This is a genomic window from Leptolyngbya sp. FACHB-671, from assembly GCF_014695745.1.
Classification (GTDB): domain Bacteria; phylum Cyanobacteriota; class Cyanobacteriia; order Elainellales; family Elainellaceae; genus JAAUTN01.
On sequence record NZ_JACJOV010000058.1, the window covers coordinates 36,661 to 57,409 of the forward strand.

The following is a 20,749-nucleotide window of genomic DNA, read 5'->3' on the forward strand; positions in this document are numbered from 1 at the left end:
TGTAAAGGTATCCATCGTCAAGCAATATCTCTGTGCTAAAGGGCTAACCATTGAGGTCCAGCACAGCAAACATAGACAACATTGGGTAAGGCAAAGCGATCGGGCGGTAGAACCTGCTCTCTATCTCAAATTAACCTTCATCCTTCAGAAAATGCTCCCCTCCATACTAATGAAACTCTTGCTGCAAAAAATTCCACGAGAGTTACTCCGCAAGAGAGAAAAGAGGGGCTAGGAGTTGGGGACTAGGAGCTAGGGTAAGAGACTACTTCCTCGGACCTCCTCATCCTTTATCTCTCTTGAGCCCTTCTCCTCGCTCGTTCCTGCCAACAAAACAGTAAACGTGGTTTGCCCTTGCTGGCTCTCTACCGTGAGCGTTCCTCCTAGCTGTTCTGTGAGCTTTTTCACGAGTGCTAGTCCTAACCCCGTACCTCCTTGCTTCCAGAAGTCAGTGTTGGGAATTCGGTAGAATTTTTCAAAAATGCGAGAAATGTTAGCCTTTGGAATTTCGGCGGTGTTGCTAATTGTAAATGCGAGGACAGAATTGACATGAGTATAATTCTCAGCGTGACTAACTTCCAGCCAAATTTCACCACCCGATGGGGTATATTTGCAGGCATTATTTAGCAGTTCTGCCAAAATCCGTTCGAGGACGTTCGGGTCTGAAGTGATTGGCGGCACGTCAGCTGGAACTTTAACCTGAAGATGTTGCTGGCGATCGCCCGATCGGGTCAGAAACGGGCTAATCACGTCTGGTATCCAGTCTTGTAGAACAATCGTTTCAGGGGTGATGGAGTAATGTTCTGACTCTAGGCGCTGTAGATCTAGCAGGTCATTAATCAGGTTTGTTTCTTTCGCACATTCGGCTTGCAGAATGTCTAGATATTGCTGGTTTCGCTCTGGCGTAGCAGCAATTCTGAGCAGGTGAATGGCTATTTTCATATTTGAGATCGGCGTGCGAAGCTCATGAGAAACCGTATTCAGGAAATCATCTTTAACCTGATGCAGTTGCTTCAATTCTTCGATTTGAGCTTGAGCCGATTGAAATAAGCGAGACTGACGAATGGCGATCGCACACTGATTCGCCACCTGCTCAACTAACCGCACTTCCAGGTCAGTAAATGTTTGCTCCTTCGGCTTGAACGACCACAAATTCCCAAAAACTTCCTGATTGTCTAGAAGCGGGCACGCCAGTATGGCATAAGGCTTTTCTCTTAATCGGAGAGGATCTGCGGTATTAAAGCAGAACTGGCTGGACAGCCCCGACAAAAGCTGTTGATGAACAGCGGGACTGGCAGAGTCGGCGATCGCAAGAGTGGCTCCCCGACAATCAGGCAAGGTCGTATATTCGTAGCAAATCGTGAAAGCAGTTTTGTCAGCGTCGTACATTCCAACATTGCAACAAGCAACTGATAATTCCTGCCCTAGCTCATGCACAGCGGTTTGCAAAATCTGTGCTTCATCCAAGTTGTCCCGGACTTTGTCAGTAATGCGCCTGAGCAGCGCCTCAAACTGCAAGGCTTGATGGAGTTGATTGGTACGCTGTTGTAGTTCAGCTGTTCGCTGCTCGACCCGCATTTCTAGCTGCTCATTTGCCTTGGCTAATGCGGTGATAGAGTCTTTTAACTGAGCCTCAATTTGATTATGCGCCTGTGCCAGAACACTTAGTTCATAAATGCCTGTGGCTTGGGTGGGCTGACTTAACTCTTGCCAACGCCACGAGGACATCGTTCGCTCTGCTAATGCTTTAGACGATCGGCTAAGACGTTGAATGGGTTGGGCAATCCATTGAGAGGTAAGTGCTGCGACTACGGTTGCCACTACCATGACGATCAGGCACAACAGCGTAGTAGACCGGATATTGGCACCAATGTAGGGAGCAAAATCAGTTTCTGGCACGACTACCACGACGAGCCAGGAGAGACCGTAGCGATCGCTGAAGGGAGTAACTTGTACAATCTGTCGCTCACCGTTCATTTCAAAATCAAGCTGCTCGCGGTGTTTGATTGCATCCAGATCGCTATAGTGGTAGAGCAAATGCTCTGCCGTTGTTTGGATAGTTTTGTTTTCGCTGTCAACCGCTGCAAGCCGTTGCCTAGCTTGAGCAGGCAAAGAAGACCGCATTGAAGTTGAACTTGCTACCAACTCTCCTGTTCGCTCGATGATAAAGGTCTGCCCTGAGTGACCAACTTCCAGCTCTTGTAAAAAGCTGGAAAGCTGAGAGAGAGACAGGGTGGCGTTGGTAACGCCTAAAAGTTCACCCGTCTCACTGTAGACTGGGCGAGCAGCACTGATGGCCAGATCTGAGGAAGAAAAGTAGGGATAGATTTCAGTCCAGGTGGGTCCTCCAGCTTGGACACCAGCAACGTACCAGGGACGCTCTCGCGGATCAAAGGTATTATCTGTTTTAACCAGGCGATCGCGCTTGCCCTGTTCATCGGCTATGTAGGTGTGGTAGCGATCGCCAGTTGATTCATCCATGACACGAATCACCAGCGTGCCGTCCTTCAGGCGATCGACTGCATGGATTTCTCCCTGCTGGTTAGCAAAGGCGATCGGGCGCAAATTAGGAAACAACTGCATCTGCTTCCAAAAGTGACGCTCAAGGCGAGCTGCATTTTGCAGATCAATTTGACCTAGCCGCAGCGCATCTACATTGGTTTGAGCAACGATGTGAGGCGTTTCCATTAAGACAGCAACTTGCTGCTGAATCCGCATGGAAACTTCGTCGGTTAAGTGGGTGGCCACTTGATCAACCGTTTTCTGACCACTTCTTAAGGAAAAGTAGCAGGTCAGCCCAACCGCAAGCCCAACTTGTAGTGTAAAAGGCAATACCAGAGCAGTTTGGAGAGGAATTTTATAGGAACTCCGAAAAATTGGAATCAAACGTTTCAGCAACACCAGCACGCATCCGCTTTCTAAATGATGAGGATCCGGACTGAACTAAATCTGCTTTTCTACGACAAAGCCGCACTCCTGCCAAAAAACAGAGTAAATTCAATCTCCAATCCTGGGGCATATGTAGTTCCAAGCCAGTCTTAACGACTAGCGGGTCATGAGAGGCACATGCCGTCTGGGTGCGTCTGTCACGAGCCATCTAAGATTGCAATAGAGAAAGTGAGAACCTTGGGACTTGATCAACAGGGAATTTAGGGCAAAGCAATACAAAGCAATACGCAGACGATTCTAACTGGTAGATGATCGTCTAGGGCAATGTTCATCAAATAGTTTGTTAATCAAGTATTGCTCAAGCTAGCGCTGAATTGGAGAGGCAGGCGCTGTGATATGATGCTGATCCTCAGAATGGTTCTAACCGGGTTAGACCGACAAAAATTGGTTTGACGAAGTTGCCCATGCCCGTGCGATCGCCAATGAAACGATACCCCCCTGATGCTCGTTGACAACAATCTGACTCAATACATCGTTTTTGCCGACTGCGCCAAATTTCAAATGCGGCTTAAAAGTATCGCGTAGGTTGAGTGGAGCAGAGCGCAACCCAACTCAAAATTTTTGTAAACACTAGGTTTCCGTGTCTAACTTAATCTACAGTTTTTGCTGATTAATCGACTATTTCTGTGAAACGTCCTTACAGCCATTGAATCGCTTTTATAAAGCTTCCATCAAGATGTTGAGAATACACTCCAAAAACTGAAGCAAAAGCAGGAATAACTTATAGCGACTGCTGGTTGAGTGCAGTAACTTTTCTGATTTTTGTTCGTTGTCATTTGTGAACAGCTACTGATCAATGACCAAAAATCGACTTCACTCAACCGCTAACTTCCTTTGAGTGTTGTCATGTTATTCAATCATCGATTTTTGCTTCGACTGATCACCAATCTAGTCGTTTGTGCTTTAGCTTTATCTAGTGTTGGTGTGCTGCTATGGACAATTGACGAATTTATCGGATGGGATATTCTTCCTGACGCGATAGGAATCTACGTCCGGGCATTAGTCATTGGTATGGCGTGGGTAACTTTTACGCTGATCGTGATCCACGTTCTGCTCAGCCTTACGCTATTTGCTGAAGCAAGTGCTAGCCGTGCCAAGCTACCCGATGTTCAAGTTTCACCTGAATTAAAGCGCAAGTTAAACCGTCTGGTGCCTCTGACGGGAGTTGTAGCCATCGTGCTATTTTTTGGACTGCAAGCGGCAAACAGAGTTCGGGGAAATGTTGTTGCGCGACTTGACCGCCAGGAAACTGAGCAAAGGCAAAGAGAAGAATTTGAGAAAGCAAGCCTTGAATTTGACCGAATTCAACAAGATCTCGATCAATCGTTGCCTCAAGTTTTGGAATTGTTTACCCCGTCTCTGTTGAATTCGATTCAAACCAATACAATTTCGCCGGGTGAACTGCGACAGCTATTTCAAGCGGTGAGCGTTTCCTTTCCGCACAGTCCTTCCCTAGCGTTGTTGATTCCAGCTCAGCAGCCCTATCGATATTACAGACTTGATGCGGAAGCGATCGCCTACAACGAAGAACGAGGATTTCTCCTACAGCCGCAGTATTACTTTGGCTTTCCAACCCAGCTAGAAACTGAAGCAGTCAACCAACTTTTTGCTGAGCAAGCCGCTGCCCCAACTGCTGCCTTGACTGGAGTCTTCATCCGCAACACCACCCCTAGTTCTTGGGGAGTTTTGAGGTTGAATGGTCGGGTCATTGCTCTGGTTCATCTGGAAGCAGCCTACCGCTGTCCTGAGCCGACCGAGTTTGTCAAAGACAGTTGCACTCACGACGGCCCAGAAGAACTTTACGCCAATTAATTTTGCTGCCTCTGTTCTAGAACTTGCCCGCTCTAGAACTTGCCCGCCAGAGCCGGAATACAACGCTCACATAACAGCGGATGCTCCTTAAATTCACCCACGTGAATGGAATAGTTCCAGCAGCGATCGCACTTTTGCCCGTCGGCATCTGCCACACCCACACCGAGCGCATCAGACTGTGACTGATACTTCAGGTCAGCCAACGCTGCCGGACTGTGTAGCAGTTCAACCTGAGAGGTGAGGAATAGATAGCGCAGTTCATCAACCCCATTGCTGCTGAGGCTATCTGTCGGATTCATCGATTGCAGCTTTTGGCGTAGCTCCAGGTCGGGTACATATAGGAGCACCTTTGCTTCCAGGGAAGAACCGATCGCCTTTTCTGCCCGCGCCTGTTCCAGTACTTTGTTCACCTCAAATCGGATGCGCCGAAGCTGCTGCCAGGATGCTGCCAGTTCAGGATTTTTCCACTCGTCCTCTAGCTTCACCCAACCCGACTCAAATACTGACTCGTGAGAAGTGGAGTAGGGGATGAATTGCCAGATGTCTTCCGCCATATGGGAAAGGACAGGGGCGATCGCCCGTGCCAGGTTCTCGATTGCCACTGCCAACACAGTCTGACAACTACGGCGACGGAGAGTATCTGCTGCACTGATGTACAGCCGATCTTTGGCAATGTCGAGGTAGAAGTTAGACAGATCAACTGTGCAGAAGTTTTGCACCGTCTGGAAAAAGCGGAAGAACTGGAAGCTCTCAAATGCCTCCGTCACTTCCGTAAACACCTCCGTTATCCGGTGCAGCATGTAGCGATCCAGTTCAGGCAGTTGCTCATAAGGAACAGCATCCTTTGCCGGATCAAAGTCATGCAGGTTGCCCAGCAAGAATCGCGCCGTATTGCGAATTTTGCGGTAGACATCCGACATTTGCTTGAGGATGTTTTTACCCAGTGGCACGTCCGAGGAATAGTCCACCGACGACACCCACAGCCGTAGCACGTCTGCACCGTAGGGCGGCTCCGCTTTCTGGTTTTTGCCGCCTTCAATCACCACACTCGGATCGACAACGTTGCCCAGTGACTTACTCATTTTCCTGCCCTGCTCATCCAGGACAAAACCGTGAGTCAGCACCGTTTTGTAAGGAGCGCAGCCATTCGTCGCTACGCTAGTTAGCAAGCTGGACTGGAACCAGCCCCGGTGCTGGTCTGACCCTTCCAGGTACATCTCCACGGGATATTGCAAGCCCTCGCGCTGTTCAGCTACCGCTGCCCAAGAGGAACCGGAGTCAAACCAAACATCCATCGTGTCCATCCCTTTGCGGTAGCTGCGGCCGTTGCTGCGGTATGGTTCGGGCAGCAGTTCCTCGATTGGAAGTTCCCACCAGGCATCGGAGCCTTTTTCAGCAAAGATGGACTGAACGTAATTGATCGTTTCCTCGTTCAGCAGCGGTTCGCCCGTTTCTTCGTCATAAAACACGGGAATGGGAACACCCCAACTGCGCTGACGGGAAATGCACCAGTCAGAACGATCTGCCACCATTGCCGTGATCCGGTTTTCACCTTGTTCGGGAATCCATCGAACCTGGGCGATCGCCTTCAACGCTTCATCCCGGAAGCCTTCCACCGAAGCAAACCACTGCTCCGTCGCTCGGAAAATTGTCGGCTGCTTTGTGCGCCAGTCGTAAGGATAGCGGTGGGCGTAGGTTTCCTCTTTAAGCAGCGATTTTGCTTCCATCAGCGCCTCAATCACTGCCCCATTTGCGTCCTTCAGCACGTTCAGTCCAGCAAATGGTCCTGCCTCTGCGGTAAAGTTACCCGCATCGTCAACCGGTGAAAGAATGGGCAACCCGTACTGTTGACCGACCCTAAAGTCATCCTCACCGTGACCGGGAGCCGTATGGACTAACCCCGTTCCAGATTCCGTTGTGACGTAATCACCACCGATCACAATCGGGCTTTCCCGCTCAAACAGCGGATGGCGATAGGTGGAAAGTTCCAGTGCTTTTCCGGGCAGTTCGGCTTTGACGGTGAGCGAGACATTCAATAACTTAGACAATCGCTCAACCAGTTCTTTGGCGACGATCAGGTAGCGGAAAAAGATACCGGAAGCCTTGCCTGTTTCTGTCGCTTGTTGGGCGATCGCCCCTAAGTCATCGGCAATCACATCCTTTTCGCTGATCTCAACCACCGCATAGGTCAACTCCGGATTCACGGCCACCGCCAAGTTCGCTGGAATTGTCCAGGGAGTTGTCGTCCAGATTGCCACGCCCAATTCTGGAAGGTAGGGGGAGAACGCCTGCGCCGACTCCGCCAGGCTCACCACTGGAAACGCTGCATAGATACTACGCGAGGTATGCCCCTCTGGATACTCCAATTCTGCCTCTGCCAGAGCTGTGCGTGAACTGGGACTCCAATGCACCGGCTTCAGTCCCCGGTAAATGTAGCCTTTCAGCACCATCTGTCCGAATACACCGATCTGAGCCGCTTCGTACTCTGGAGTCATCGTCAGGTAAGGATGCTCCCAGTCGCCCCAAACGCCATAGCGCATGAAGCTCTCACACTGTTGCCGCTGTTGCCCCAAAGCCCATTCTTTAGCGCGATGGCGCAATTCGATTGGGGTCAGATTCCGTCGTTCTTCTGGCTTCATCGCCTGAAGCACTTTTAGCTCGATTGGTAGCCCGTGACAGTCCCAACCCGGGACATAGCGAACCTTGCGCCCCTTGAGCAACTGATACTTGTTGATGATGTCTTTTAGCGTCTTGTTCATCGCATGACCAATATGCAGCGCCCCATTTGCGTAGGGCGGCCCGTCATGCAAAATAAACGGCTCCCCCGAATTGGTTTGAGAAAGCTTCTCGTAAATCTGGTGGTCTGCCCAAAATTTTTGCAGTTCTGGCTCTCGTTTGACTGCGTTGGCCCGCATATCAAACTGAGTCTTGGGCAGGTTAACGGTATCTTTGTAGCTTCCTGGTTCTGTCACGATCGCCGGGGGATAGTTTAGGGGAATAACTAAGTGAACGCTCGAACGATAAAAGATCGAACTGTGAGTTATCGAACCATTATGAGCTAGAAGCTCCTCAAGCTTCAACTTTCTTGATACGGTTTCTTGACCCCGATTCTAAGCATGGACTTGCAATCCTGGATTAACCTGGTCGAAAACTCGGAGTGCATGACTGTAGCTGCATCTACCTCTCCCAATCCTGGCAGTCAGAAGTAATCAAAACTTGGTTAAAACCAGCTAGGAAGCCAACCACAGCCTTACCTCAAGCACCTATGTCTCCGTTCCCAAAATCTCCAAATTTGCAGCTATCTGAAAAGCTGTTTCTTCGCAAAAGCTGGCAATCTCATCAGCTGCGGCAGCATTCCTCTCAATCGGCAAACGGATTGACGGAACAGTCAGCTAATCTCACAACCCGCCGCAATGAATTTTTTAGAAGTAGGGACTCTCGTTCCACTGCGATCGCCTCTACCGCTCGCCTCTCACAGAGCTACCCCGAAATTAAATTTGCTGACTATCCAACCTCAGCAGGCTCAACCTCAGCAGGCTTAAAGATAAAGCTTCAAGGTAGACTCAGCCGCAGCGATAAGCCTTATCCAGGTTCACCCAGCTTTTACGCAGACAGCTATCGCCTAGCTGGATTAAAGCAAGGGCAACAGCTTCACATTCAGCTTAAATCTTTGCGGTTTGATGCTTATCTGGAACTCTTGGATGCTCACACAAATCGCATCATTTCAGTAAACGACAATGCTACAGTTCGGGGTACCAACTCTAGCCTGACCTTTACCGTCAAGCCAGGGAAAGATTACTTAATTCGGGTCAGCAGTGCCTATCCTGGAGAAATGGGGCGGTATAGGCTGAGCCTGAATAATTTCCCAGATTCAGTGGGTAGATTCAATTTTTCCTATGGCTATGGATTGGTTGATGCAGCGGCAGCGGTTGCCCGTGCTGCGGGGCAAAAACCTTTCAAAGCGGTGCAAAACTTGGGCGGCAGCAACTGGGGATTAGATTTAGTCAAAGCGCCAGAAGCTTGGGCAAAGGGATATGCAGGGCAGAACGTGACCGTTGCTGTACTAGACACTGGCGTTGACATTAATCACCCTGACTTGAAGTCCAACATTTGGAAGAACCAGGGTGAAATTCCAAACAATGGGTTAGATGACGACTGCAATGGTTTTATCGATGACGTTCATGGCTGGAATTTTGCAGGACGTGACAGTAACGATGTCAGGGACTTCTATGGGCATGGAACGCATATATCGGGCACCATTGCCGCCACCCGAAATCGGTTTGGCGTTACGGGGGTTGCCTACGCCGCCAAAATCATGCCGATTCGAGTGATTGACAGCGAGGAGGACAATTTTTTCCGCAAGTTTGATGCGAACGTTGCAGCGGGCATCCGCTATGCGGTGCAAAATGGCGCAAAGGTAATCAGCATGAGTTTGGGCAACTATCCTGGTGACCCAGCTATGCTCCGAACCAGATTGGCGCTGAAGTATGCGAGACGAGCAGGTGTAGTGGCTGTGATGGCTTCTGGCAATGAGCGAGAGAGTTTTGGGGCAACCCAGCCGATTGAGCCTGCGCTGCTGGGGGTGAAGCATTTGGGAATCGGTGTAGGGGCGATCGACATTCGGCGTAAAGTGGCTGATTTCTCTACCCCTGCTGGGCAAAGACCCCTTGCCTTTTTTGTAGCTCCTGGTGTTAGGGTTCGCTCTACAGTTCCAGGTGGTGCCTATGAGACTGATTGGTCTGGCACCTCAATGGCAACACCTCATGTTGCGGGTGTCGTGGCGCTCATGCTCAGCGCTAATCCTAGTTTGACCCCTAATGAGATTGAGCAAATTTTGATCGAGACTGCTCAGTCTAGTGGGATTACAGTGCCTTGATCTGAGGGTTTGTTTAGCTAGGAGAATTGTTGTGAGAAGCGATCGCCCCATCTAAATCTTCTAATTCTCCCGATTCTCCTGAGCTCCTTGATTCTCCTAAGTCTTCTGAAGCTGGAGATTCAGCTGTTGGAGTGGCAACAGACGGGACTTCCTCGATTGGCGATTCCAGTAAAGCTTCAGAAGTTTCAGGGGCGATCGCTTCTGAAACTTCTGCTGGAGGAGTCGGTTCAGAGGTAGCAGGCTTCGTTGTAGCGTCTACTGATTCAATAAATTCATCTAACTCATCTAATTCATCTAGCTCATCAAATTCATCTAAGTCAGCGGCTTCACTCGGCTCAGCAATCATTGCCTCAAGAATGACTTCTGCTTCCGCCTCACTCCCTTCAGTTGGCGATGTAGGCTGAGCGGCACGAGATTTAGCAGGACGGTTCTTGGGCGATCGCTTAGGCTTTGGTTTGGGCTTGAGCAAGTTTTGGATGAAGGTGGCGGTTGCCGCAAATAGCCCAGAAAATAGACCCGCGATCGGCTGCACCAGGCTATTGAGCAACGGCAATCGTTGCAATCGTTGCGGCAGCGTCGTCTGAAGCTGCTTCCACCCGTTCTGAAATGCTTCACCCAAAGATTTGGCTGAGCCGGGTAGCTGAGTTTGTTGGTCACGGGGAGTAAGCGCCCGCCTCAGTGCCAGCGTTTGCCAGCCTAGCCAGGCTAGCAGCGCAACGCTGGCAGTCTGCCCCAGCAGCACTCCACCGGTAATTCGTCCAGCACATACCCACAGGACAAGGGCATAAAACAGCCCAACCCCGCTCCAGGTAAAGTCATTTTTGCGATGAACTTCTGGAAAGAAGAAGGCAGACATATAAAGTCCAAAGCTGCCAAAACCAATAGTCAACGCCAGGATGTGTGCGAGCATAGTTCACCCCCGTTTGAGTGCATACTCTATTTTGCTTGAGATTGCTCCACTTCGCGACAGGCAACTAAAACTCTGGAATTTAGGTCTGAGTTTCGAGGGGGTGCAGGTACGCTGCGTAAATCGCCCACTAGGGTGAACCGACTGCTCGATAAAACGGGACAGAAAGTAGCTTATTTTACTAAATATGAACTTTTCGTTCGTCTGGGTTAAAAAAATGTGGTTTATTGCTTCATTGATTGCCGCAGTTGCAGCCGTCTGGTTCTACGACAAGGTTGAGAGGTTTTCTGAGGAATTGGCGATCGCTCTTCTGGCATTGGCGATCCTCAGTTTGGTTTTCAGCTTATTTTCTGCTCCCTGGCAAATTCAGCTATTGCTGCTTGCTGGAACCTTGTCCTATCGCTCCACCAAAGTTCAGTCAACCCGCTAAGAAATTTTTGAGAGAAAATTTATCCTCTGGGCGAGCAGGGCTTGTCAAAGCTTTGGCACTCCAACTGCTTGGTTGCTACTGACCCTACTGGTATCTTGTGAAACGTTCATCTTGATGGTCTACAAAATTTGTTTGTGAGATGAAAAATATGCCCTTCACAACCCGTTTGGGGTTGTCGTATATTCACTCAGCAAACTTAATTTGTACCTCACATCTGCTTTATACCCGCATTACTAAATCTTTAAAAACTCCGTAGTTTTGCTGGATTAGAGGCACACTATGGATTTCACTTATCTCCTTATCTAAGGTTTCAATCGTGGGGGGTATCACCCCTCATCTCTAACAGGATGATTTTGAGGATTGTAGGGATAGGTCTTGTATCTACCCTGCTTAAGATTATTCGTAAAGCTGAAGCTGTAATTGATCTGTAATCATTCAAATAGTTCAATCTAATAGTTCAAGTCGTCGCTCAGTAAGCAGCATTTCGATTGGTTTATGCAAAAGAAAACTCCCCAACTCAAACAAGTGAGCTAGGGAGTTAAATCAGGGTGCATCTACCATTCCACTGTTCTGGGAAGCGGGTTGCCATCCGGAATAAAATTGGGGTTAAGTCGGACATTTTGGGGTTTGAAACGAGATGCGGGTTTACTGTTGCTCATTTCACTTCAGAAAAATTCCGCTGGGAGTTTGTTTGCTGCAGAGAAAAAGATTCTACAGCAGGTAACTTTTTGAGCCTTTGATTCGTCCGGTTGAGTACGACCTTCCTCCCGTAAAGCGATCGAGCAGAACTACCAAATCAGAAGTCAGGAGAGCACGGTAACGGTGACCCAGGAGTTTCACATTTCTGTGACCCCGGTGGGGAATGAAGAATATTTAGTGCGGACTGAGCGAGTCGCACCCGGTGTACCTTTGGCAGAAGAGCAGGTCACTTGGGCAGTTGAAGATTGGCTAGCTCAGGCACGGCAGCTAATGAACGATCCTCTGCTGGGTGTATTGCAAGGAGATAGAGTTAATCGCATTGGTGGATTTGAACTGTCCCGCAGTTTAGACCATTCTGCTGATGCTGAATCATCACTGCCGCCCCTCAGTTTGGCAGAAATTGGGCAGCAGCTTTATGGCGCTTTGTTTCAAGGCACTTTGCGCGATAGCTGGATGACAGCACAGGCGATCGCCCAACATCGCGGTGAGGTTTTGCGGCTACGGCTAGGGCTAAAGGGTTCACGTCTGCCCCGTCTACCCTGGGAAGTGCTGCACGAAACTGACTCACCCGCTGAGAGAATGCGCCAGCGCGATGGGCTAAGCTTGCCGCCTCGGCCTGTAGCAACGGGGACTGGAGTCGTCTTTTCTCGCTACCAACCGGGCACTAGCCTGACGCTGCCTGTATCACCCCTTCCCCAAGAGCCAGACCAACCGCTGCGTATCCTCATGGTGATCGCGGCTCCGACTGACCAAAAGCGGCTAGAGCTAAAGCGAGAAGCCACGCACCTTCAGCAGGAGTTGCGCCATCAAAGCGGTTCTTTGCCAGAAAGCCTGACAGGAACCTTGCCCGAAATCCAATTGACGATTCTCGATCAGCCCGGTCGCGAACAACTGACCCAGGCGTTAGAACAGGGGCAATTCCAGGTTCTGCACTATGCGGGGCATAGCAACTTGGGTGCTTCTGGCGGCAATTTGTATCTGGTTAACAATAAAACGGGGCTGACCGAAATCTTGACAGGAGATGACCTGGCAGGGCTACTGGTCAACAATGGCATCCGTATGGCGGTGTTTAACTCGTGTCGTGGCGCTTACACGGCTGCGGCTGACCCTATGTCAGATGTGGGTGAGCGCAATCTAGCGGAGGCGCTGGTCGGGCGTGGCATTCCGGCGGTGCTAGCGATGGCAGAGCGCATTCCAGACGACGTGGCACTGACGTTGAGCCGCCTGTTTTACCGCAATTTGAAGCAGGGCTACCCAATTGATCTCAGCCTCAGTCGGGCGCGGCAAGGGCTAATTTCTGCCTATGGCTCCCATCAGCTTTATTGGGCGTTGCCGATTCTTTATCTGCACTCAGAGTTTGATGGCTATTTGACGGAGGGCGATCGCACCCTCGACAATCCAGCCGATCGGCTGATGCTGATTCCGCAGGGCTATGACGTTTCTCAAGCTGCGGCAAGGTCAACCCCTCCACTGCCCGCTGATGCAGTTCCAGATTCTCGCTATCTCGGTCCTGATGACTGGGAATCAGTTCTCGATGACGATTTGGGCGACCTGACAGAGGACGGAAATCGAAACTACTCAGAGTATGAAACGGAGCTTGACGAGGAATTAGACGGCGAAACAGACCTAGATTATGAGGATGAGGCGTCTGTCGTAGCCGGTTTGCTAAAACAGCTTTCTAGTAAGGAAGACCCGCAGGGTTTAGATACAGAAGTTGTTCATGTCAAAGATGCACCCGGTTCAGGGCTAACCTATGGCGAAGCAAAAACTCATTCTGCGGATCGGGCTGCACCTCCAAAAACTCAAACCGAATCTGAGACTGAGTCTGACCAGTGGATTTACGATGGACTTCCTGTCACGCCACACTCTGGCTCAATCTCGATCAGACCGCTTGAACCAGACGAAGAGACTGCACCTCAGCCCCGTTCTACGGGTGTTGCGACCGCTATTCAGCCTGCGGTCCAACCCCGGCCTGCGCGCCCGACTCGGCGGCTTCCCCGCTTTGTCTTACCGCTAGTTGGGGTAGCTGGCATTGCAGCGATCGCCTTAATTAGCTTCTTAGTCGTGCCTAGGGATTGGTTCAGTTCAGGAGGAGCCAACCCGGATGACTTGCTGCCGCCAGGGTCAAGCATTTCTGAGACGCTAGAAACAGAAGGAACAGAGCTACCCGACGTAGGTGAGGCTGAGCTGAATTCTGCGGATACGACAAACGTGACGGCGATCGCCATCGAGCACTTTAACCAGGGGAAATTTGCTGAAGGCGGACAAGCCGTCAATGCTCTGCTCGACCGCAATGCTCTACCGCAAGCGACCGCGGCCCTCGCTACCGTGCCACAAGCTGAGATCGATCAGCCTCAAATCAACTTCTTGCATGGGCGACTGGCGTGGCAGGCAGTTCAAGCTGGAGAGGCTGACTTTAGCATCAACGATGCTCGTCGCTATTGGGAAGCGGCAGTTCGAGAGCAGCCAAACAACGCAGATTACCGAATTGCGCTAGGTTTTGCCTACTATGCTGAGAGCCAACCCAGTGAGGCGATTCAAGAATGGGTCGCAGCCCTCTCGCTACTGGAAGAGCAGCAGGCAGCTAATCTGAAGGCTCAGCCGAGTAGCCAGACTGCAAATGCAGATTTGCCCCTTCCTGAGCAGCTTTTGCAAGGGGAGAAAGCGCTTAACGCCTACGCAGGAATTGCCCTGGCACTGCAACAGGCTGCATCTGAGCGATCTGCTAATGAGCAAAGCAACCTGGAGAGTAAGTCGGTCAAACTTTACCAGATGGTGATGATGAGTGACCCGACTAATTTCCAGGCGGAAGCGCTAAGCAATAACTGGCTCTGGACGCAAGAGGCAATTCAATCCTGGAGCGCTTTAGCACAACGCTAGAGCGAGTCGGGTTCAAGACTGATGCAGAATGAGTCGATTTTGGTCGGGATCGTAGGCGTAAATTTCTTTGCCATGCGAGGCGATCGCCACTTCACCCGGAGGTGAATAGCCTAGTGCAGTGAGGTGGGCGATTGCCTCCTCAAGGCTTTTCACCTCCAAACACAGGCTGATTTTGCCTCGTTCTCCTGCAAATTCTGCTTCATTCTCCTGTTTTGGCTGAAAAATGCCCAATCGCAGACCCGGAAGCTGAAACTCGGCATAGCGATTGGGAAGATGAGGCTGTGGCAGTTGACCGAATAACTGAGCGTAGAACTTGACCAGATCCTCTAGCCGAGTCGTAGCCAGCGTAACAAAGGCAGCACTACATTCAAACTTCATAGGCAAAGCAAAAAGTAACAACATCCCTCTCAAAAAAGGGCACCTCGCAGAGCGGGGTACCCTTCCATCTGTAACCCTAATTTTTGGAATTAGTACAATTCTTTCGAGGGGAATATGACAACATGACGGCTGTGAAATTAGGATAGCTCTCTGGTGCGGTTGCAAATCGAGGAGATTGAGCAACCGCGAGCCAACTGAAATTTCAAACGGTCCGTCTGCATGACAACTGTCCAAGCTGGGACTGATCGACCGCTGCGAGTGGTTGCCTATACGGATGCGGCTGGGATTGGCGGTGCAGAGATAAGCCTGGGGCATTTAGTCGCTACTGCTTCAGACCAGATTCAGATATCCGTAGTGGGCGTTTCTCAGACTGTGGTGGAGGCGATCGCCCATCGCCGTCCCCAAGCAGACCGATTCATCTTGCCTCCTCGTGGACTTCAAGCCTTTGCTGCCCACCTGCATACCTTATTGCGGCTCCGGCCCGATATCGTTCACGCTAATCTATGTACGCCCTGGGCTTGTGCAACAGGCTTAACGGCTGCTTTGATGCTGCCTCATGCTCGTGTTGTGCGAGTTGACCAACTGCCACTGCGAACAACCGATGCGATCGCCCTCTGGCGCACTAGAGCTATTTCCTTGCGAGTCGATGCTCATGTTGCTGTGGGTAAGGCAAGCGCTCAGCGCATGGAAGACTTCTATGCCCTTGGACGAGATTCTGTCCTATCGATTCCCAATGGGGTGCCCGATTTCGGCGAACCCGAATCTCCTGTTGAGACAAATAAACAGCTCGTCGTTGGCAGTGTTGGACGGCTCGACCTGATGAAAGCGCATGAAGTGCTGTTGCAGGCGATCTCTCCCCTTGAAGGGGTAAAAGTCGTCATCTTAGGCGAAGGCGAACAGCGAACTGCCCTGGAAAAACTGGCATTTAACTTGGGAATTAGCGATCGCGTCAGCCTACCGGGATGGGTAGATAATCCCCGCTTGTATTTACCAGGGTTTGATGTGATCGCACTCCCTTCCCGCTCAGAAGGATTTCCCCTGGCGATTGTTGAAGCAATGCTAGCAGCACGTCCAGTCATCGCAACTCGCGTAGGCAGCGTTCCAGAAGCGGTATGGCACGGGGAAACTGGGCTGCTGATCGACAAAAATGATGTGAATGGACTCACTCAAGCAATTCGGCAATTGCGAGATGATCCAGCTCTGCGATCGCAACTAGGACGACGAGCAAGAGAAGTGGCGATCGCCCATTTCACCGTCGAAGCCATGACAGAAAGTTACGAGAACTTGTGGAAAAAGCTGATGATTACCCCGCAAGTGCCTCGCCTTCGCGTTCCTCGTCCACGCGATTAACTTCGATTAACAGGGCTCTTTTCCCTTCTCCCCCTTTTCCTTCTGACTCGGCAGTGAGGTTCCTAATTGAGACGTTTTGGAATCATAATTCAACTCAATTGAATGTACGGGAATCCGCTACCTTAGAAATATCCCGCACGATAGGAATTCTTCACCGCCTGGAGTCTCTTCAAAATTATGGTCGCCACTTCTCTCAAGCCACTCCACGTTGATCAATCCCGAATTCGTCCAGAAATTCAAGCCCTACAGCCGCGTTTGGTAGAGTGGCGACGACACTTTCATCAGCGCCCAGAGCTAGGCTTTCGAGAGCGGCTAACCGCAGAAGCGATTGCCCAAAAGCTACAAGAGTGGGGCATCGAGCATCAAACCGGAATTGCCGAAACTGGGATTGTGGCAATCATTCCTGGCAACCGTCCTGGACCTGTGCTGGCGATTCGGGCAGACATGGACGCATTGCCGATTCAAGAACTTAATCAGGTGCCCTACCGTTCGCTGCATGATGGGGTCATGCACGCTTGCGGTCACGATGGACATACGGCGATCGCCCTTGGCACCGCCTATTATTTGTCTCAACATCCCGATTTTGCTGGAACCGTTAAACTGATTTTCCAACCTGCTGAAGAAGGTCCCGGTGGAGCCAAACCGATGGTAGAAGCGGGAGTCCTAAAAAATCCTGATGTGGACGCAATCATCGGCTTACATCTGTGGAACAACCTGCCGTTGGGGTCACTTGGGGTTCGCGATGGTGCAATGATGGCAGCTGTTGAGCTATTTGATTGCACCATTAAGGGCAGAGGTGGACATGGCGCAATGCCCCACCAAACCGTTGACTCTATCGTCGTTGGCGCTCAAGTCGTGAACGCGCTGCAAACGATTGTGTCGCGCAACGTTGATCCCCTTAAGGCAGGCGTTGTCACCATCGGCAGCTTTCATGCCGGACATGCCCGCAACGTCATTGCCAACACTGCTAAACTTCAAGGCACGGTACGCTACTTTGATCCCGGACTTGAAGGATTTTTTGAACAGCGGATGGAACAAATCGTTAGCGGCGTTTGCCAGAGTCACGGCGCAAGCTATGAGCTAGACTACAAGCGGATTTATCCCCCTGTCGTGAATAATCCGGCGATCGCCTCCCTCGTCCGCTCCGTCGCTGAAACCGTGATCGAGACCCCGCTAGGCATCGTCCCAGAATGCCAGACCATGGGCGGTGAGGATATGTCCTTCTTCTTACAAGAGGTTCCTGGCTGCTATTTCTTTTTGGGCGCAGCCAACATTGAGCGTGATTTAGCCTATCCCCATCACCATCCCCGCTTTGACTTTGACGAAACCGTCTTGGGAATGGGTGTAGAAATCTTTGTCCGCTGTGTGGAAAAATTTTGTGTAAACTAGCGCAGCCCCTTCCTCACCCATGATGAATCCAGACTCCGAAATTTATCGACTTGTGGATCTGCTGCCTGCATCCGGTCGCATGTTTGCCAAAATCAAGAGCAAACCGGAACAGCCCACTGTCATTGCCGCCCAACTTCCCAAACCCTGGGATCAGACTCGTCCGGTTTTTATCAACTTTGACCTCTGGAGCCAGCTTCCCAAACCCCAGCGAGATTTGCTGATCTTGAGAACCGTCAATTGGCTGGGCAGCGTTAACTGGCTCAAGCCCAACATCTACCAGGGTCTAGTCGCAGCCGGGGTCGTCGGCACCATCTTTGAATTGGTGCAGGGTGACATTATTGGCGCTGTCACCGCAGGCGGACTAACCAGCCTTGCTGGAACTCAGATTTGGCGCAAAAACTACAGTTCTGAACGTGAACTCGAAGCCGATGAAGCAGCTGTACGGGTTGCCGTTCGCCGAGGTTACAGCGAAACCGATGCTGCCCGTCACCTGATGGCAGCAATCGAATCTGTTTCCCACATCGAAGGCCGCTCTCAGCTCGATTTTACCGAACTGCTGCGGGTGCAAAATCTGAAGGCGATCGCCGGACTCTCCCCCGTCGGAGTTCCCCAAACTCTGCGTCGAGAATAAAGTCGTAGTAGCACGCACTTTAAAAGCGTCTGCCTAACAGCCGTTGCCTGACGCTTTCAGCAATCTTTTGCCCCAAATATTCTGGAATCAAGCTCTCATTAGGACCCAGCAAGTACAGGATCAGGCGCGTTCTTCCTCGCCAGACTAGCAAATTTGCGTTGACGACCAGCAAATCTTCCTGCCAAATGGAGTACATCACCTTGTAGAATAAACCCGGCTGGTTGTCCGCCTCAATTAGCAAAGCAGGCAAGTGAAAGACTGGATCAACGTAGAACTCTGTTTCCACCTGTTCTAAGCCTGCATCCAGGTTGAATTCTACCGCCAGCATTTCCTCAACTTCAAATCGCCCTGCCAGTGCCTCACGCACTGCCCGACAAACGTTTTCAGCCGTTTTGTCAGCTAATGCCTTGCCGCCCCGCGACACCACCAGCTTAATGAACACTAGCATCGGCGGATAAATTTGCCCGTACAGGCTGAGGCTGTGAATCGTTAGACCGTAGGCAGCCAGCACACCAAAAATATCGCTGAGCAAAAAAGACTGATTGCGATAAGCAAAATGCAAGGCACTTTTGCTACCCTCCGGCTTCAGCTCAATCACTGCCTGTTTACTTTTGTAAAGCTGATAGGCTAGTCGCAGGTTCTGCAATTGGATTTCACTACTAACAAACTGCTCATAAAACTGAGGAAACGCTCGGTTAAAGCGCTTTAGCAGTTCCAGCGTCGATGATTTCAAGCCCGCAGCCATAATTGGGAGTAAACCTTGCCTGCCCGGTCAAGAGGTAAGATGCGAAAGGGCTAAGAGTCTTTTACTAGAAAACCCTAACTTTAGGGCAATCTCCGACAAATTGCACCACCCCATTTCAATTAATGTTGTTAGCGAACCCACTCCGTAAAGCTACATATCTGGGGGCATGCCCTGTCTCTGCGGAACACACTCCTAAACATGTGGCTCTGAAATGGAAATGGTATTGATCATATTGAAACGATGATGGAGCGCGGGAGATATACTAGCAAGTACCACTCTTTAACCTTCACTACTCTAACCACGCCTGCATGGGTTTTTGGAAAAGCTTATTTAGCGCCTCTGACACAGCTACCCCCTCAAAACCAGCTCCAGGAGAGGGGTATACCGCTCAAGGTGCCACGACCACTGACGGTCGCATCTTTTTTAGCACTGAGCGGGAAATTGATCTTTACGATCTGGAGGAACTGTGCGATGCCGTAGGCTGGTCGCGCCGTCCGCTCCGAAAAGTAAAGAAGGCAATCCAACACAGCTTTTTAGTTGTCTCAATGTGGGAACATCGAGGCACTCAGCGACGGCTGATTGGTTTTTCCCGCGCTACGTCTGACCATGCGTTTAATGCAACCATTTGGGATGTGGTTGTGCATCCAGACTTTCAGGGAAAGGGGTTGGGGAAGGCGCTGATGAAGCAGGTGATTAAGAAGCTGCGAAGTGAAGATATTAGCAACATCACGCTGTTTGCTGATCCTCAAGTCGTAGACTTTTATCGGGGTCTAGGCTTTATGCCCGACCCAGAAGGTATTAAAGGAATGTTTTGGTATCCAGAGTAATTCGATCAAAGGAATGAGGGGAGAACATCCTCCCCTCATTCCTTTAAATATTTAGCGATCGCGCCTGTCGTATCCAATTCGCCAATTCATCTAAAGACGGGCAGTGATCCTGATTGTGCAGGGTCGAGACGTGCAGCTTCAAAATTTGCTGATGCAGCCTGGGCAGAGACATTTGCGCTAGCTGGGTAGCAGAACTGATCCCGGCGTGCAGCAACATACCGCAATACTGACAGCCAACAATGGGCACACGCGCCAGGTCAGATAGTGCTAGCCACTTGTTGACGTGTTGAATATGAATTTGGATTTGTGCTGCCAGAGCCTGCTTTTCAGGAACCGTCTTGATCGTTTCGAGTAGCTGTAGCGTGGTGTGAATGTCACTGGCAGCTAGGCGATCGCAATCCTCCTTGCTCAACCCAGGCAGTTGAGCAATATTCCAATCAGCGGGTTGAATGGTGCTGTGGCGAGTACGCTGAGCAGTTCCCATAATAATTCTTGCTTAGGGTGAATGAAATTCAGGAGCTTCCTCCATCTTATAGTTTGTGATGAGACATCCTTATAAAGAGTTTGCCCCAAAAATCAATCGGTTGGTTTTTGCAAAGCAGGTTATACTGATGTGTGACATTAACGGGATGTAGCGCAGCTTGGTAGCGCGCCTGCTTTGGGAGCAGGATGTCGCAGGTTCAAATCCTGTCATCCCGATTACCGAACGCTAGTATTGGGTGAAGTTAGCAGCTTTCAGCCTGATTGCTTTTTGCGATTAGCACGATGGCTTGGCTACATCAATACTGTGAAACCTTGTCTTCCATGCATTGCGCTTGGAACCATTTCTGCATTGACCAGGTCATCGAGTCGAGAAGACATCAGTTCAGGAAAACCTTA

Annotated in this window: 15 protein-coding genes and 1 tRNA gene; 9 read left to right on the forward strand and 7 right to left on the reverse strand. The window is 50.5% G+C overall.

Features of this window, described 5'->3' with window-relative positions:
• Positions 1–249: 249 nt before the first annotated feature.
• A complete protein-coding gene (locus H6F93_RS06100) occupies positions 250–2,898 on the reverse strand; it encodes an ATP-binding protein (RefSeq protein WP_190679716.1) in 2,649 nt (882 codons plus the stop codon).
• Between the two features lie 417 nt (positions 2,899–3,315).
• Positions 3,316–3,492, reverse strand: a complete 177-nt coding sequence (locus tag H6F93_RS06105) for a hypothetical protein (RefSeq protein ID WP_190679717.1) — start codon at positions 3,490–3,492, stop codon at positions 3,316–3,318.
• 300 nt (positions 3,493–3,792) lie between these two features.
• On the opposite strand from H6F93_RS06105, the gene H6F93_RS06110 reads away from it, so the two are divergent.
• Entirely contained in the window at positions 3,793–4,758 is a 966-nt protein-coding gene (locus H6F93_RS06110; protein WP_190679718.1) for a hypothetical protein, read from the forward strand.
• 32 nt (positions 4,759–4,790) lie between these two features.
• Here H6F93_RS06110 and ileS read toward each other — a convergent pair whose 3' ends face one another.
• Complete coding sequence (gene ileS / locus H6F93_RS06115; protein ID WP_190679719.1) at positions 4,791–7,730, reverse strand: isoleucine--tRNA ligase; 2,940 nt, start codon at positions 7,728–7,730, stop codon at positions 4,791–4,793.
• 293 nt (positions 7,731–8,023) lie between these two features.
• Here ileS and H6F93_RS06120 point away from each other — a divergent pair, with 293 nt between their 5' ends.
• Entirely contained in the window at positions 8,024–9,634 is a 1,611-nt protein-coding gene (locus tag H6F93_RS06120; RefSeq protein WP_190679720.1) for a S8 family peptidase, read from the forward strand.
• A gap of 13 nt (positions 9,635–9,647) precedes the next feature.
• Here the strand turns inward: H6F93_RS06120 and H6F93_RS06125 are convergent, their stop codons facing one another.
• On the reverse strand, positions 9,648–10,544 hold the full coding sequence (locus H6F93_RS06125) for a Ycf66 family protein (protein ID WP_190679721.1): 897 nt from the start codon (positions 10,542–10,544) through the stop codon (positions 9,648–9,650).
• Positions 10,545–10,728: 184 nt separating this feature from the next.
• Here H6F93_RS06125 and H6F93_RS06130 point away from each other — a divergent pair, with 184 nt between their 5' ends.
• Entirely contained in the window at positions 10,729–10,971 is a 243-nt protein-coding gene (locus tag H6F93_RS06130) for a hypothetical protein (RefSeq protein WP_190679722.1), read from the forward strand.
• 822 nt (positions 10,972–11,793) lie between these two features.
• Positions 11,794–14,550, forward strand: coding sequence for a CHAT domain-containing protein (locus H6F93_RS06135; RefSeq protein ID WP_190679723.1), 2,757 nt, complete (start codon positions 11,794–11,796; stop codon positions 14,548–14,550).
• Positions 14,551–14,562: 12 nt separating this feature from the next.
• Here the strand turns inward: H6F93_RS06135 and H6F93_RS06140 are convergent, their stop codons facing one another.
• Complete coding sequence (locus tag H6F93_RS06140) at positions 14,563–14,928, reverse strand: VOC family protein (protein WP_190679724.1); 366 nt, start codon at positions 14,926–14,928, stop codon at positions 14,563–14,565.
• Between the two features lie 219 nt (positions 14,929–15,147).
• Between H6F93_RS06140 and H6F93_RS06145 the strand changes: the two genes are divergently transcribed.
• The 3 genes from H6F93_RS06145 (at position 15,148) to H6F93_RS06155 (ending at position 18,298) form a co-directional block, all read left to right on the forward strand.
• Positions 15,148–16,278: a glycosyltransferase family 4 protein gene (locus H6F93_RS06145; protein ID WP_199313514.1), complete on the forward strand. Its 1,131-nt coding sequence runs from the start codon at positions 15,148–15,150 to the stop codon at positions 16,276–16,278.
• 177 nt (positions 16,279–16,455) lie between these two features.
• Positions 16,456–17,667 carry a M20 metallopeptidase family protein gene (locus H6F93_RS06150; RefSeq protein ID WP_190679725.1) on the forward strand — a complete coding sequence of 404 codons (1,212 nt, stop codon included), beginning with the start codon at positions 16,456–16,458 and terminating at the stop codon, positions 17,665–17,667.
• Positions 17,668–17,686: 19 nt separating this feature from the next.
• Complete coding sequence (locus tag H6F93_RS06155; RefSeq protein ID WP_206755708.1) at positions 17,687–18,298, forward strand: DUF3318 domain-containing protein; 612 nt, start codon at positions 17,687–17,689, stop codon at positions 18,296–18,298.
• A 19-nt stretch (positions 18,299–18,317) separates the two neighbouring features.
• Here the strand turns inward: H6F93_RS06155 and H6F93_RS06160 are convergent, their stop codons facing one another.
• Positions 18,318–19,043, reverse strand: a complete 726-nt coding sequence (locus H6F93_RS06160) for a hypothetical protein (protein ID WP_190641929.1) — start codon at positions 19,041–19,043, stop codon at positions 18,318–18,320.
• A gap of 308 nt (positions 19,044–19,351) precedes the next feature.
• Here H6F93_RS06160 and H6F93_RS06165 point away from each other — a divergent pair, with 308 nt between their 5' ends.
• On the forward strand, positions 19,352–19,870 hold the full coding sequence (locus tag H6F93_RS06165) for a GNAT family N-acetyltransferase (RefSeq protein WP_190641930.1): 519 nt from the start codon (positions 19,352–19,354) through the stop codon (positions 19,868–19,870).
• Positions 19,871–19,913: 43 nt separating this feature from the next.
• On the opposite strand, the gene H6F93_RS06170 is transcribed toward H6F93_RS06165, so the two are convergent.
• Positions 19,914–20,354, reverse strand: coding sequence for a DUF4332 domain-containing protein (locus tag H6F93_RS06170; RefSeq protein WP_190679726.1), 441 nt, complete (start codon positions 20,352–20,354; stop codon positions 19,914–19,916).
• Between the two features lie 141 nt (positions 20,355–20,495).
• Between H6F93_RS06170 and H6F93_RS06175 the strand changes: the two genes are divergently transcribed.
• Positions 20,496–20,569, forward strand: a tRNA-Pro gene (locus H6F93_RS06175).
• The last annotated feature ends 180 nt before the right edge of the window (positions 20,570–20,749 follow it).